Genomic DNA, 13,969 nt, shown 5'->3' on the forward strand with positions numbered 1-13,969 from the left:
TTCAACTCCCAATTCTGCCCAATCCTGCATAATATCATCTACGTACTTTCTTGCAGTTCTAGGTTGCAGACCCAATGAATTTCCGACGAAATATATAGCGTCCTTACCTTTGATTTTCGGGAAGATAAATTCATTCCGGTAATTTGCCAGTACATCTTCCTTATCCAGGCGCTGAGCAAATTCCAGTGAATTTTCAAATTTCATAACTTGTGTTTTTTGTAAAAATACAATTTCGTTTTCAATACTTCGGGACCCGCAGGAAAGAGAAAATCCATATTTTTACCCAAATTTTGAATATGCATTTCCTACCTGAAAATATTGACGAGTATATAGTAGCACATTCTCAACCAGAACCTCAACATCTGGAAAAATTAAATCGTGAAACCAATCAGAAAGTTATGCAACCCAGAATGCTGAGCGGGCATTACCAGGGCAGGGTTCTAAGTTTATTGTCCAAAATGAAAAATCCTCGATCTATCCTGGAAATTGGCACATATACAGGGTATTCTGCCCTTTGCCTTGCTGAAGGTCTTACTGAAAACGGAATCTTACATACGATAGATATCAATGAAGAACTGGAAGACTTTCAGAAGAAACATTTTCAGGCTTCAGCATATTGCGATAGAATCGTACAGTATATTGGTGATGCTACAGAAATCATTCCCGATATTGAAGAAACATTTGACCTGGTGTTTATTGATGCCGATAAACCAAATTACCCCGCTTATTTTGAGCTTATCATCGATAAAATGAATAGCGGTGGTATTATTCTTTCAGATAATGTTCTATGGAGTGGAAAAGTCGTAGAAGAATTGAAAAAAGATGATCTTTCCACGAAGGCCTTACTGGAATATAATAGACTATTAAATGAAGATCAGAGAATAGAGACTGTGATCTTACCAATTCGCGATGGTCTCACTCTTTCACGAGTGAAATAATTAGTACAGCCTTGATCCGGCTCTGTTATAAAGATTATGGAAAAGAATGGCGATTAGAATTCCCACGATCATCCCAACGATGATATCGCCTGGAAAATGAACTCCCACATAGATCCTACTCATAACGAAAAGGATTGGCCAGATATAAGCAAGATATATCCATTTGCTCCATTGTCTCAATGCGAGAACGATAAAGGTTGTTGCAGCAAAAGAGGTTGAAGCATGACCGGAAAAGAAACTATAATTGGTTGGCTCCTGTAATATTCTAATTAGTTCCGCTAATTCCGGCGTATTATTAGGCCTGTTACGAACAGCGAGAGCTTTTACAAGGTTTGTAAAACCATAAGTCACAGCTACAGTCAATAGCAGAAATAAACTGGTGAATAGTCCTTTTTTCCAATGAAATGCTATAAAAAAAAGTAGAAAGAATACTATAAAAACCGGGATCCAGTGTGCTGGATTGGTAACGAAGATCCAGAAAGTGTCATACTTTTCTATTCCAAGGTTGTTCAGGTATACAAATAGTTGCCTGTCCCATTCTTCGATCTGGTCCCACATCGATTACATATTATAGCTTACGACGAACAGAACCTGTGATTTCATCGATATCTTCCTTAACCTTGTCAATCTCGCCCCGAACGTCTTTCGTGAAGTCTGTATCTATGCCTTGTTTTTCAGCACTTCGCTGAATTTCACTTTTAATATCATTAGACGCGTTCTTTACCGCTTTCATACCCTTACCCAAACCTTTGGCAATATCAGGAATTTTATCAGCTCCAAAAACCATCACCAGGATGAACAAAATAAAGCCTATCTCAGCTCCGCTAATAAATAATGGTAACATATGCATAGTAAAACAAATATATATACAAATCTAAGCATAAAAAAAGCCGACTCGTTAAAGTCGGCTTAAATATTATTAGCTTAAAACCTAGTCCTGAGTGGAATCTTTGTACTCATCGAACTCACTTTTGTTTTCATTTTTAGGCCAGCTGTTATTGTTCACATCAACATCTGCTGTTTCAAGATCTGGATCCAATGTAATCTTGGTTATCTCCTTATTAGAAGGAATTACCTTGCTAACATTACTATCATTCTTTCTCCAGATTTGGACCGGATACGTAACTTTTTCTGAAGTTCCATCGGCATAGCTCAATTCTATAATGATCGGCATTACCAACCCACCTGGTTTTTCAAAAGTTACCTGGTAAAAATACTTAGGTGCTTGAAGGTTCTTACGCTCTTCCTCGCTAAAGTTATCCATTACATAAGCCTGTAAAGTTTCAGAATTTTCCATCAAGGATTTACCCTTCATATCTTCTGAAAATGCTTCATTATCTTCGGAAACCACATAAAGTGCTTTAGTTTCTTCAGGAGTTGTTCCGTATCTCTTCAGCATTTCTCTACCTGCTTCCGTAGGATTATCAGTAACATAGTACTTCTGTACTTCTTTGATACCAATATCTACATTATCTGTAGTATAGAACCATCCTCTCCAGAACCAGTCAAGATCTACGCCTGAAGCATCTTCCATTGTTCTGAAGAAATCTTCCGGAGTTGGGTGCTTGAACATCCATCTTTTAGAATAAGTAGCGAAAGAATAGTCGAACAATTCTTTACCCATGATCGTCTCACGAAGAATGTTCAACGCAGTTGCCGGCTTGCCATATGCATTATTTCCTAATTGATACACCTGCTCTGGATTGGACATAATTGGAGAAATATAGTCCTGGTTTCCTTTCATATAAGGAACGATCTTACTTGGCGCTCCTCTTCTTGAAGGATAATTTTTTTCTGGCGCGATCGCTTCCGGATGCTTCTTACCAAATTCCTGTTCTGCAACATACTGTACGAAAGTATTGATTCCTTCGTCCATCCAACCCCATTGTCTTTCATCAGAATTCACGATCATTGGGAAGAAGTTGTGTCCAACTTCATGAATAATCACGCTTATCATCCCAAATTTAGTACGGTCACTATAGTTACCATTCTCATCAGGACGACCATAATTCCAGCAAATCATTGGATATTCCATCCCCTGATTCTTAGCATGAACTGACACTGCCTTGTGATAAGGATACTGGAAAGTATGCTTTGAGTAGCTTTCTAAAGTTGCAGCTACAGCTTTTGTAGACCATTCTTCCCAAAGAGGATTTCCTTCTTTAGGATAAACAGAAACAGCCATAACATCTTTTCCCATTACATCTACCGCCATCATGTCAAGAATAAATTTTCTTGAAGTTGAGAAAGCGAAATCACGAACCATATCTGCTTTGTAAGTCCAGGTTTTAGTTTTTTCTGAAAAGTTCTTCTCAGCCTTTTCAGCTTCTTCCTGGGTTACAATGATTACTGGCTTGTCATAACTTTTCTTAGCCTGCTCATAGCGCTTCATCATTTCTTTAGAGTAAACGTCCTTTCTATTCTGAAGTTCACCTGTAGCTTCCATGATATGATCTGCAGGTACAGTAATATTTACTTCATAATCACCAAACGGAAGTGCAAATTCACCATTTCCCCAGAACTGGTAGTTCTGCCAACCTTCAACATCATTGTAAACGGCCATTCTCGGGAAGAACTGAGCGATCACATATGCCTTGTTTCCATCCTCAGGAAATAACTCATATCCTGAACGAGCACGATTAGTTACGTGGTTATTCACATTGTAGGACCATTTGATATCAAATGTGTAAGTCTCCCCAGCCTTCAAAGGCTTTGGAAGATCAACTCGCATCATAGTCTGGTTGATCGTATACTTAAGATCTGATCCATTAGCAGAAACTTCTTTAATATCGAAACCACCATCAAAAGGAGTTTCCAGGTATTTATTAGCGAAACCAGCTGCAGTAGCAACCGGAGCCATTCCGTCTCCATCTTTTTGAGGAGCATCTTTTTTCCTGATATTCTGGTCTAATTGAACCCATAGGTATTCTAGGTCCTGCGGAGAATTATTGTGATAGGTAATAGTCTCCTCACCGGTAAGCACTGAATTCTTATCGTCAAGAACGATATCCATTTTGTAATCTGCTTCATTCTGATAATACGCAGGTCCAGGAGCTCCAGATGCGGTTCTATACTGGTTTGGAGTTGCCAGTTCCTGATACATCTGCCTGAATTTGTTTTGATTGGTATGGCCTTGCTGCCGTGGCTCCTGTTGTTCAGTTTCCTGTGCATTGATACCTGCAAAGACAAACATCATGAACACGGAGGTCAACAATTTTAATCGCTTCATTTACTAAATTTTAATTTATAGGTTGCTAAAAATAAGATTTTAAACGTCAATGAGAAAGTTTTCAGAAATTAACCGTGTCACTACCTTTGGCTTTCACCAGCAACATACTTTCGATTACATCACCTTTCTTCACATGAACAATATTTTTCTGTGTATCGAATAGATCTGTAAGCACGAGATTTTCTACTTCTACGGTTTTGAAAGTTTCCACGTTTTTGCCTTCCAGGAACAAGACAATTTGATCAGCGTCAAATTTGCTCCCCAGCAATTTCAATGGAATATCCTGATTCTTTACTTTGATAGTTAATTTTTTGGAATAGTATTTTTCCAGAAGATCCTTATTAGCTGAAAGATCTTTTTTATAGGCAAGACTTACATCCTTACCAAAACGTTTGCTAAGCACATCTTCCATATCATCGATAAAAACCCTGGAAATCACCTGCACCGACTTGCTTTCCTGCCGGTATTCAATTTCGGTAACACTTAAGTACGTCTCATGATCTTCACTGCTGAAGGAGCTAAATATAAACAGGCAGCACAGACTCAAAATGAGGTTTTTCATATATTTTTTTCCGAAGATAAAACAATTACTGCGCCATACATAGAGATTGAGCAGTCAGCTTTTAGACTTAGAAATAAGTAAATGGTTTAATTTGAAGAATTAGCCAGGAAGCTGTCTTCCTGCGTTGAGATTTTCAGCTCTAAGTTTTCTGAAAGATTCGATCCTGGTTTCAAAATATTCGATTAAAACCAATGCATTATTATTAAGAACCAGCTTCTCGAAATTCTGATCTCTATCGCAGTATAATAGGAAGTTACAGATTTCATTCGCATCAAGATCAAGATCCTTTCTAAAAAACTCCTCTCCTACTATCTTCAGACTAAGATTGGCTAGTTCCTTCGGACTATAAACTATCGGAGTCTCTTTATTCTTAGACAACTTCTCTGCAATAGCCATGGCAATTTTATCGATACGAATACCTTCGGTCATACTAGGCTGGTAATAGGGATTTAGTTCCCGGTCTTTGCGAATGAAGTCATCCAGATTCTGCTGTAAACGGTTTTTGGTCTCCACTTCCTTAATGGAAATTAAATTAAGATCATTTGCGAGGTAACCGCTAAGCTCAATATCATCTATAAAAACTTCGGAAAGTTCGTTCATGGCTTCGTATAGCTCGACCTTAATTTCTCCGCTTTCGATCATTTTCTGGCGTACCACAATTGTTCTATTCTGAAACTGAACCGAAGAAATAAAGAGACTATCATTAATTGCAGCACCAATGAAAAATTGCCCTTTAACATCACTGGTAGTTCCGGTTTCCTGAGTAAGGTTTACAATGTGAACATTCTGAACATCTTTATTTTCAGAAATAATTTGTCCTTTAAGCAAGCCCGTTTCCTGTGCCTTCAGCTGCACAGAGGATAAGAAAATAATTAAAACGGCGCCCAGGTATTTATATAACATATGTATTCTCGTGTCGTACTTCAACGTTCAGGATTTAAGAATAGTATTATTCAAGCTGCCTTCTTGATTTAAATTCCGGGAGTTTCTCTTCAAAAAATTCCATGAGTGCGAAAATTTTTGTCTCATCAAGCAGAGCTTCAAAGGTGGGGAAATCGACGCAGTAATAAAGGAAATTGACGACCTCATTTTCAGGTAACCCCAATCCATTTACGAAATAAGCTTCCTGCATACGACCTCTTGCACGATTGACGAGCTTGGTTAATTCCGCATTCTCTTCAGCCTTTTTTAGTTGCTTGGTGGTCCCATTAAGCATATTTATTACCTGTGAAACCGGATCATTTGTATTTGCCTGCATGGCGAGCTCAAGACTTGTTCGCCTGGGTTTAGGAAAGGGAATACCAAGTTTTTCGTAAATACTTTTAGGCATCCTGGTGATATCCTGATCAAGCACTCCCGAAAGTTTAATGTTATCGAGCTGAACTTCAGCAAGTTCATTCATTTTAGGATATAAAAGTTTGGTCCAGCCATTCTTCAGCTGCTCTTCTCCAATCACTTTGAATTCATTCTCGAATTGTACCGATGAGAAATAAATACTGTCACCTAACTTCAGCATCATATCAAACTCACCATTCTCATTGGTCACGGTGCCTTTTTCCGCAGTCATATTAATAACGTGAACTCCGCTTCTATCCATTAAACTATCACTAACAATTTTTCCTGAAACAATTTTTCTTTCCTGTGCTGTTACTTCGGATGCAAAACCTACAAGAAAAACCAGCAGTGCATACATTGTAATTTTTCTTTTGCTTCTATTCATCCTGAGTTCTCATTCTTCGGAATTCAACAATATTATTTTGGAAATATTCTATCATTTCAAGCTCTTTTTTCTGCTCATACATCGAACTGAAATCTTCATCTTCAAAAGAATAATAGATAAAGTTGATAATCTCGTCGCCATGTAAATTTAAGTGTTCGTTGAAAAATTCCCTTCCGAAGAGATCGATAGCCGCCTGCACTTTCACTTGTAGTTCGTCCAGTTCTATCATTTCCCTCAGGTATTTCGTTTTCCCATTGATATCGTTTATCAAAACATCGAGTGATACCCCGCCCAGAAGAATCCCAATGTATGACCACCGGCTCGTAATGCCTTCGCTCGCGGTATAAAGTCTTAATTCGTTGGGAGTAAGTTTTCTCTCTGGATGCGGAATATGATATTGATCTCTATCAAAATATTCTATTTGCCTGAGATCGTTGTTAAGGTAACCGCTAAGTTGCTTTTTACCAACTTCAACTTCTTCCAGTCTGTTGGCATCTGTGACGATGACTTCAATAGTTCCGGTCCTCAAATGTTCTTCGGAAACCTCTATTTCTATTTTTTCGAACTGTACAGAAGTAAATAAAAGAATATCGCTCTGGCGTACAGAAACTTTAAAAATTCCCAAATCATCTGAAGTGGTACCGGTTCTGGAATTAATATTAATCACATGCACCCCTGACAGTGGCTGGGTTCCGGCTAGAATTCTACCGCTGATCATTTCGGAATCCTGTGCAAAGCAATTCAGGCTAAAGCCCAGAAAACTGAACAACAGCAAGTATTTCATCCTACTACAAAAGGTAATTTCCAAGTTGGTTAGTTGGTTTCGGTTTAATCATAACGTTCCAAAACTAAAATTAGCCTTTATTAACTCTGTAAACTTTTGTTAACGTATTCGATTCTTTATTTTTACCTTAAAAAGGTATATGAACGCAATATTAGCCAGCACCTCTACCCTACATTCCCAGGACTATCTTGAATATTTGATTCCACATTTACCCAAACTATATAAGGATGTAGCGGAAGTCATCTTCATTCCTTACGCCAGACCCGGCGGCATATCTTTGGATGAATACACATTACGGGCAAAGGAAGCATTTGCAAAAGCTGATATTAAGATCAAGGGTATTCATGAATTTGAAGATCCTGAAAAAGCCATCCAGAATGCTGAAGGCGTTTTCACTGGAGGCGGAAATACGTTTCTACTGGTTTCAGAATTATACAGAAATCGGGTGATGGCTGTGTTGAAGCAAAAATTAAAAAGTGGAACTCCTTATATGGGAACCAGTGCCGGAACCAATATTGGCGGCTTGAGTATGCAAACGACCAATGACATGCCCATTGTTTATCCTCCTTCCTTTCAGACTTTAGGACTAGTTCCTTTTAATATTAATCCGCATTATCTCGATCCAGATCTAAACACAAAGCATAAAGGAGAAACCCGTGAAACACGAATTAAGGAATTTCATACTCTTAATTCACCGCCAGTAGTGGGACTTAGAGAGGGAAGCTGGCTGGAGCTAAGTGATAATAAAGTTACGTTAAAAGGAGATCTCACTGCCAGAATTTTCAAGAAGGATAAGGTACCTTTCGAAATAGAAACAGACTCAGATCTTAGCGACCTTAATTAATATGGAATACCAGAAGATTTTAGATACGATACATGATGAAATGAGCTACCGCGATGTTTCAGGAAAGGTTGCATCCTATATTCCAGAACTTGCCAAGGTTGATCGTCGTAAATTCGGGATGCACGTTTATTGCGGAGATAATCAGCACTTCAATTTTGGTGAAAGTAAAGAGAAATTCTCAATTCAGAGTATTTCCAAGGTCTTCACTTTGGCAATGGGTATGCGTCTCATGGGAGAAGATCTATGGGATCGTGTTGATGTAGAACCTTCTGGTGATCCTTTCAACAGTCTTACTCAGCTTGAATACGAAAGTGGAATTCCAAGGAATCCATTTATTAATGCCGGTGCACTGGTAATTTCTGATATTCTTGTAGATCAATTAAAAGATCCAAAGCAGGAATTACTTGATTTCGTACGCGAGATTACAGGTGATGACGATATTCATTATGATAAAACCGTAGCTGCATCAGAACAGGCAACAGGGTACAGGAATGTTGCTTTAGTTAATTATATCAAGGCTCTTGGAAATATTAAGTGTGATGTACAACCTATCGTAGACTTTTATTTCCACCAATGTTCGCTTGCCATGAGCTGTGAGCAACTCTCAAAAGCTTTTATGCTTTTCGCTAACAGAGGGCGCCTCCTGGAAACCGATAAGAAAATTCTAAAACCGAAAACAGTGAAGCGTATTAATGCCTTGATGCAAACCTGCGGCTTTTATGATGAAGCGGGTGAATTTAGTTTTCAGGTAGGATTACCAGGAAAAAGTGGCGTGGGAGGTGGTATTGTGGCTATACATCCAGAAAATTACTCTGTAGCTGTTTGGAGCCCGATACTGAATGAAAAAGGAAATTCAGAATTAGGAATGAAAGCTTTGGAAAGACTTACGACCCTTACTGGAGTTTCTGTCTTTTAGAGAACTTAAATTTAATGCACAAAAAAATGCTTTCCGTAGATCGAAAAGCATTTTTTTATGAATTGAACACTGCTAAAATTATAGTGCCGCAACGTGCTTAGCCATATTAGACTTTAGGTTAGCAGCCTTATTATCATGAATGATATTTTTCTTAGCCAATTTATCTATCATAGAAATTACAGAAGGCAACATAGCCTCAGCCTCTTTCTTATCGGCCTCACGCAATTTCTTGATCGCGTTTCTTGTAGTTTTATGCTGGTAGCGATTTCTAAGACGCTTAGTCTCATTGCTACGAATCCTCTTCAACGCTGACTTATGATTTGCCATTACAATTATTATTTAAATAAGTTTTAAAAGTAGTCCGTAGGGGAATCGAACCCCTGTTACCAGGATGAAAACCTGGCGTCCTAACCCCTAGACGAACGGACCATTATTTATTTCAAAGCGCAACATTCAAGTTGCTATTATTAAAACATCACTGCGATGTTTCTTTAGTAGTCCGTAGGGGAATCGAACCCCTGTTACCAGGATGAAAACCTGGCGTCCTAACCCCTAGACGAACGGACCATTTTGTTTCAAATGCGGATGCAAAAATACAACTTTTTTGGAATGCCGCAAATGTTCTACAAAAATTTTTAAATTTTTTAATAGGCTTTTGCAAAAAGCACTCTTCCTTCCGATGGATTACCGGTTAAAACACATTTACCAGTTTCCTCTTTCCTGTCAAAAGGAATACATCTAATAGTAGCTTTCGTAAGCTCTTTGATCTTATTTTCAGTTTCCGGGCTACCATCCCAGTGAGCAGAGATAAAACCACCCTTGTCTTTTAATTGTTTTTTAAATTCATCAAAAGTCTCTACTTCTGTAATATGAGTATCCCGAAAGTTCTTGGCCTTGGTATATAAAGTTTCCTGAATTTCGTTTAATAATGCAGGTATCTTACCTACTACTTCATCTCTATTCACGAATTCTTTCGACAGCGTATCTCTTCTGGCAAGTTCAACCGTACCTTTCTCCAGGTCTTTAGGACCAATTGCAATTCTTAATGGAACTCCCTGTAATTCATACTGAGCGAATTTCCAACCTGGTTTCTGGTTATCATTATTGTCGAACTTTACCGATACCCCTGCTGCTCTCAGATCCTTAACCAACTCATCTGCAACTTCTGAAATTTGAGCTAATTGCTCCTCTCCCTTATATATAGGAACGATCACAACTTGCGTTGGAGCCAGCTTTGGAGGCAATACCAGACCATGATCATCGCTGTGGGTCATGATCAATGCACCCATCAATCTTGTGGAAACACCCCAGCTCGTCGCCCATACATGCTCTAATCCACCTTCCTTTGTAGCGTATTTCACATCAAATGCTTTCGCAAAATTTTGACCCAAAAAGTGAGAGGTTCCAGCTTGCAAAGCCTTTCCGTCCTGCATAAGAGCTTCAATACAGTAAGTTTCCAATGCTCCTGCAAAACGTTCGTTTTCAGTTTTCGCACCTTTTATTACTGGAATTGCCATAAAGTTTTCGGCAAATTCAGCATATATATTATTCATCAATTCAGTCTCTTCAAGCGCTTCGGCCTTGGTTGCATGCGCAGTATGACCTTCCTGCCAGAGGAATTCCGCAGTTCTTAGAAATAAGCGAGTTCTCATCTCCCATCGAACCACATTCGCCCATTGATTGATCTTTATAGGTAGATCTCTATAGGACTGGATCCAGTTTTTGTAAGTGTTCCAAATGATCGCTTCTGAAGTTGGTCTTACAACGAGCTCTTCTTCTAGTTTTGCATTAGGATCTACTTTTAACTTGCCAGGGTTATCTTCATCATTCATCAATCGATAATGAGTAACGACAGCACATTCTTTAGCAAAGCCTTCTGCATTCTTTTCTTCTGCTTCAAACAGACTTTTGGGTACAAAAAGTGGAAAATAAGCGTTCTGATGTCCTGTTTCTTTAAACATTCTATCCAATTCAGCCTGCATTTTCTCCCAGATCGCATATCCATAAGGCTTGATAACCATACAGCCTCTAACTGCTGAATTCTCAGCCAGATCTGCCCTGACCACCAATTCGTTATACCATTTTGAATAATCTTCGCTCCTACTTGTTAACTTCTTACCCATAGTTCGTAATTTGGCACAAAACTTGTGTATTTAAGGTTAGTCAAGTACTAACCGTTCGGGCAAAACTAACCATTTTTAGAATGCCCAACAATAAAAAGAATAACCGATGAAAACTTACTACCTCTTACGAAACCGGCTAAAACTGTTGTTTCTTCCTGCTATAATTTTAAGTCTTGGAGCATGCTCATCTTACCAGTATTCTGGATATGAAACTGATGGGATTTATGGCGAATCCAGACCAGGTATATGGGAACAGGCAGATAACGAGCAAACTCAGGTAAAACCAAATAATCAGAACAATTATTATAAAAACATGTTTGCCCAGCAATCTGAAATGGTTGGCGAATTACTTGAGAGTGATGTTTTCACAGATGTTGACAGCTATTCATCGAACGATGGTTATGATAATTATTCTGAAGTTGGTGGAGATGTAGCTTATGTTGGAGGCAATGCACCATGGGGTAATGATCCGGATACTTACTCCGTCAATATTATAAATAATGGATCTGGTTTTGGATTTGGAAGACCACTTGGTTGGGGCTACGGATTTGGACACCCATATTTTGGTGCATTTTATGATCCGTTCTATGATCCATTTTTCGATCCATTCTTTAATCCTTACGCACGTAGAGGTTTGGCTTTTGGATTCGGTAATCGTTGGGGTTACGGAGGATTCGGCGGACCTTGGGGTTATGGAGGATTTGGATATGGCTGGTCCTACGGTTATAACTTTGGATTTGGAAATCCATGGTTTAACAATGGTTTTTATAATAGATACGGTTATGGATATCCTTATATAGGTAGAAATCGTAATAATGTTGCCTACAATCGCGGTAGAAGGAATACTAATGACTATAGGTCTTCCAATGATAGAAGAAGCGGTTACTCAGAAAGCATAAGAAGTATTAGAAATGCTCAGGCTGATGCAGCTAGATCCAGATCTCGAGCAAGAGGTACAAGTGATGGTTACGATCGTAACAATGTTTATTCACGTACTAGTAGAAGAACTGAGAGAAGTGGATACTACAACACCTCGAATACCAGAACTTCTAGTCCGGTTTATAGATCTACGAGATCTAGTAGTAGCAGATCTACACAAACTACTTCGCCATCAAGAAGAAGTTCTTCGAACAGTAGAAGTGTTCGTAGTTCTAGTAGCTCATCCAGAAGCTCTGGAAGCTCAAGCCGTAGTTCATCCAGTGGTTCTAGCAGAACCTCCCGCGGTGGTAGAGGCGGAAGATAAAATTTCACAATATTTAAGCCTTGTTGGTTAATTTCAGCAAGGTTTTTTTATCCTTTATTTTATACAATATGAATAAGATATTTCTAATATGCCTGCTAGTTTTTACAGGAAATCTATGGTCACAAAGTATTGATGATGCTTATCGTTATTCAAGATCAGAACTTAACGGAACTGCCAGATATATAGGTATGAGTGGTGCGTTTGGAGCTTTGGGTGGAGACATTTCTGCAATATCCAGTAATCCTGCCTCATCTGCAGTTTTCCTGAATAGTATTGCAACTATTAGTTTAAAGTCAAGAAATACAGATGATAATTTAAGGTATCATGGTAGCACTTCATATTCTAAGAGTGACGAGATCGATCTGGGAAATGTTGGTGGAGTTTTTGTATTCCAGGGAAGTTCAGATAAAAAGCTAAGTAAATTTAGTCTTGGTCTCAATTTCAATACAACTTCCAATTTTGATAATAATTTTGTAACCGGCGGAATATCCCGTCAATCTGTAGACGCCTACTTTCTACAGAAAGCCAACGGTATTCCATTGGACCAGCTTCAGCTTAGAGATGATGAGAATATAGCCGACCTGTATTCTTTCCTTGGAGAAAACTTTGGTTTTGATGAACAACAGGCCTTTTTAGGTTACCAGGGTTATGTGATCGAAGCCAACCAAGACGACCCCAATAATACTGAGTATTTTTCTCTTGTTGAAGACGGAACGTTTGATCAGCAATATCGCTACAATACAACCGGACTTAATGGGAAACTGAGTTTTAATATCGCAACACAGTACGAAGACTGGCTATATCTTGGACTTAATTTAAATAGTCATTTTATAAACTACGATAAGTTCACAGAGATCTCTGAACTGCATTCCAATACTTCAAATGATCCCAATGTCACTTCCAGAATTGATTTCGGAAACAATCTACGCACTAATGGAGATGGTTTTAGTTTTCAATTAGGTGCTATTGCAAAAGCTGGTGATCATGTAAGACTTGGTTACACCTACCAATCACCTACCTGGTTCAACATGTTTGAGGAGACTTCGCAATATTTGGAAACCTACAGCAGTACAGGTGAATTCGTTAGTGTTTCTCCAAATATCATCAATGTGTATCCTGAATATAATTTTCAAACTCCTTCTACTCATACTGGTAGCGTCGCCTTTCTATTCGGAAAGAATGGATTAATAAGCGGAGATCTAAGCCTAACAGATTATGGTGATGTACAGTTTAAACCAAAGAGTGATTTGTTTTTCCAGAGTCTGAACGATGCTATATCTGAAACAATGAAAATGGCACCTGCTTTTAAAGTTGGTGGAGAATACAGGCTGAAGGCATTAAGTTTTCGAGCTGGATATCGCTATGAAGCCAGTCCGTTCGAAAATGAAGAGATTCGTAGTAATCTAAATGGTTACAGCGCAGGTTTAGGTTATAATTTTGGGTCGGTAAACCTGGATATAGCTTATGAAACTTCAAATTATGAAGAGCAGATTCGCCCACTCAATTCTGTAGTTCTTAATCCTGTAAGTTTGGACAGAGATCTATCTCAATTTGTAGCAACCCTGACTATAGGCTTGTAAATTCATTACTATATTTAACGCAGAAAAGAG

At 38.6% G+C, this 13,969-nt stretch carries 14 protein-coding genes, 2 tRNA genes and 1 pseudogene; 5 read left to right on the top strand and 12 right to left on the bottom strand.

Annotated elements, in window-relative coordinates:
* A pseudogene (locus ACNKXS_RS09940) lies at positions 1-204 on the bottom strand (kynureninase); the annotation flags it as partial.
* 92 nt (positions 205-296) lie between these two features.
* Between ACNKXS_RS09940 and ACNKXS_RS09945 the strand changes: the two are divergent.
* Entirely contained in the window at positions 297-938 is a 642-nt protein-coding gene (locus ACNKXS_RS09945) for an O-methyltransferase (protein WP_417920721.1), read from the top strand.
* Here the strand turns inward: ACNKXS_RS09945 and ACNKXS_RS09950 are convergent, their stop codons facing one another.
* The 7 genes from ACNKXS_RS09950 to ACNKXS_RS09980 all read right to left on the bottom strand — a co-directional run bounded on the left by ACNKXS_RS09950 (position 939) and on the right by ACNKXS_RS09980 (position 7,257).
* Entirely contained in the window at positions 939-1,496 is a 558-nt protein-coding gene (locus tag ACNKXS_RS09950; protein WP_417920722.1) for a phosphatase PAP2 family protein, read from the bottom strand. It lies immediately after the preceding gene.
* Between the two features lie 10 nt (positions 1,497-1,506).
* Entirely contained in the window at positions 1,507-1,788 is a 282-nt protein-coding gene (locus tag ACNKXS_RS09955) for a Sec-independent protein translocase subunit TatA/TatB (protein WP_295180648.1), read from the bottom strand.
* A gap of 81 nt (positions 1,789-1,869) precedes the next feature.
* Positions 1,870-4,167 carry a M1 family metallopeptidase gene (locus tag ACNKXS_RS09960; RefSeq protein WP_417920723.1) on the bottom strand — a complete coding sequence of 766 codons (2,298 nt, stop codon included), beginning with the start codon at positions 4,165-4,167 and terminating at the stop codon, positions 1,870-1,872.
* 61 nt (positions 4,168-4,228) lie between these two features.
* Complete coding sequence (locus ACNKXS_RS09965) at positions 4,229-4,729, bottom strand: DUF6702 family protein (RefSeq protein ID WP_322302014.1); 501 nt, start codon at positions 4,727-4,729, stop codon at positions 4,229-4,231.
* A 99-nt stretch (positions 4,730-4,828) separates the two neighbouring features.
* Complete coding sequence (locus ACNKXS_RS09970) at positions 4,829-5,656, bottom strand: peptidase associated/transthyretin-like domain-containing protein (RefSeq protein ID WP_417920724.1); 828 nt, start codon at positions 5,654-5,656, stop codon at positions 4,829-4,831.
* 22 nt (positions 5,657-5,678) lie between these two features.
* Positions 5,679-6,449, bottom strand: a complete 771-nt coding sequence (locus ACNKXS_RS09975) for a hypothetical protein (RefSeq protein WP_417920725.1) — start codon at positions 6,447-6,449, stop codon at positions 5,679-5,681.
* Positions 6,442-7,257 carry a peptidase associated/transthyretin-like domain-containing protein gene (locus tag ACNKXS_RS09980; protein ID WP_417920726.1) on the bottom strand — a complete coding sequence of 272 codons (816 nt, stop codon included), beginning with the start codon at positions 7,255-7,257 and terminating at the stop codon, positions 6,442-6,444. Before ACNKXS_RS09980 ends, ACNKXS_RS09975 begins: the two co-directional genes overlap by 8 nt.
* Before the next feature lie 115 nt (positions 7,258-7,372).
* Here ACNKXS_RS09980 and pepE point away from each other — a divergent pair, with 115 nt between their 5' ends.
* Together pepE and ACNKXS_RS09990 are read left to right on the top strand one after the other, a co-directional pair.
* Positions 7,373-8,077: a dipeptidase PepE gene (gene pepE, locus ACNKXS_RS09985; protein WP_417920727.1), complete on the top strand. Its 705-nt coding sequence runs from the start codon at positions 7,373-7,375 to the stop codon at positions 8,075-8,077.
* A gap of 1 nt (position 8,078) precedes the next feature.
* Positions 8,079-8,993, top strand: a complete 915-nt coding sequence (locus ACNKXS_RS09990) for a glutaminase (RefSeq protein ID WP_417920728.1) — start codon at positions 8,079-8,081, stop codon at positions 8,991-8,993.
* 78 nt (positions 8,994-9,071) lie between these two features.
* Here ACNKXS_RS09990 and rpsT read toward each other — a convergent pair whose 3' ends face one another.
* The 4 genes from rpsT to proS form a co-directional block, all read right to left on the bottom strand.
* The gene (gene rpsT / locus ACNKXS_RS09995) at positions 9,072-9,320 is read right to left on the bottom strand and encodes a 30S ribosomal protein S20 (protein WP_026915233.1); all 249 of its coding nucleotides are present in this window, start codon (positions 9,318-9,320) and stop codon (positions 9,072-9,074) included.
* A gap of 30 nt (positions 9,321-9,350) precedes the next feature.
* Positions 9,351-9,422 (bottom strand) — tRNA-Glu (locus ACNKXS_RS10000).
* A gap of 66 nt (positions 9,423-9,488) precedes the next feature.
* Positions 9,489-9,560 (bottom strand) — tRNA-Glu (locus ACNKXS_RS10005).
* A gap of 77 nt (positions 9,561-9,637) precedes the next feature.
* Positions 9,638-11,116 carry a proline--tRNA ligase gene (gene proS, locus ACNKXS_RS10010; protein ID WP_417920729.1) on the bottom strand — a complete coding sequence of 493 codons (1,479 nt, stop codon included), beginning with the start codon at positions 11,114-11,116 and terminating at the stop codon, positions 9,638-9,640.
* Between the two features lie 106 nt (positions 11,117-11,222).
* Here proS and ACNKXS_RS10015 point away from each other — a divergent pair, with 106 nt between their 5' ends.
* The gene (locus tag ACNKXS_RS10015) at positions 11,223-12,359 is read left to right on the top strand and encodes a hypothetical protein (protein WP_417920730.1); all 1,137 of its coding nucleotides are present in this window, start codon (positions 11,223-11,225) and stop codon (positions 12,357-12,359) included.
* A gap of 68 nt (positions 12,360-12,427) precedes the next feature.
* Positions 12,428-13,939, top strand: a complete 1,512-nt coding sequence (locus ACNKXS_RS10020; RefSeq protein ID WP_417920731.1) for an OmpP1/FadL family transporter — start codon at positions 12,428-12,430, stop codon at positions 13,937-13,939.
* Positions 13,940-13,969 lie beyond the last annotated feature (30 nt).

Origin of the sequence: Christiangramia marina (genome assembly GCF_048285865.1) — a bacterium.
Classification (GTDB): domain Bacteria; phylum Bacteroidota; class Bacteroidia; order Flavobacteriales; family Flavobacteriaceae; genus Christiangramia; species Christiangramia marina.

Excerpts from the sequence above, each read along its gene's own strand:
- ACNKXS_RS09975 (WP_417920725.1), bottom strand. The coding sequence starts at position 6,449 with ATGAATAGAAGCAAAAGAAAAATTACAATGTATGCACTGCTGGTTTTT.
- ACNKXS_RS10015 (WP_417920730.1), top strand. The coding sequence starts at position 11,223 with ATGAAAACTTACTACCTCTTACGAAACCGGCTAAAACTGTTGTTTCTT.
- ACNKXS_RS09990 (WP_417920728.1), top strand. The coding sequence starts at position 8,079 with ATGGAATACCAGAAGATTTTAGATACGATACATGATGAAATGAGCTAC.
- pepE (WP_417920727.1), top strand. The coding sequence starts at position 7,373 with ATGAACGCAATATTAGCCAGCACCTCTACCCTACATTCCCAGGACTAT.
- ACNKXS_RS09945 (WP_417920721.1), top strand. The coding sequence starts at position 297 with ATGCATTTCCTACCTGAAAATATTGACGAGTATATAGTAGCACATTCT.
- proS (WP_417920729.1), bottom strand. The coding sequence starts at position 11,116 with ATGGGTAAGAAGTTAACAAGTAGGAGCGAAGATTATTCAAAATGGTAT.
- ACNKXS_RS09965 (WP_322302014.1), bottom strand. The coding sequence starts at position 4,729 with ATGAAAAACCTCATTTTGAGTCTGTGCTGCCTGTTTATATTTAGCTCC.
- ACNKXS_RS09950 (WP_417920722.1), bottom strand. The coding sequence starts at position 1,496 with ATGTGGGACCAGATCGAAGAATGGGACAGGCAACTATTTGTATACCTG.
- ACNKXS_RS09960 (WP_417920723.1), bottom strand. The coding sequence starts at position 4,167 with ATGAAGCGATTAAAATTGTTGACCTCCGTGTTCATGATGTTTGTCTTT.
- ACNKXS_RS09955 (WP_295180648.1), bottom strand. The coding sequence starts at position 1,788 with ATGCATATGTTACCATTATTTATTAGCGGAGCTGAGATAGGCTTTATT.
- rpsT (WP_026915233.1), bottom strand. The coding sequence starts at position 9,320 with ATGGCAAATCATAAGTCAGCGTTGAAGAGGATTCGTAGCAATGAGACT.
- ACNKXS_RS10020 (WP_417920731.1), top strand. The coding sequence starts at position 12,428 with ATGAATAAGATATTTCTAATATGCCTGCTAGTTTTTACAGGAAATCTA.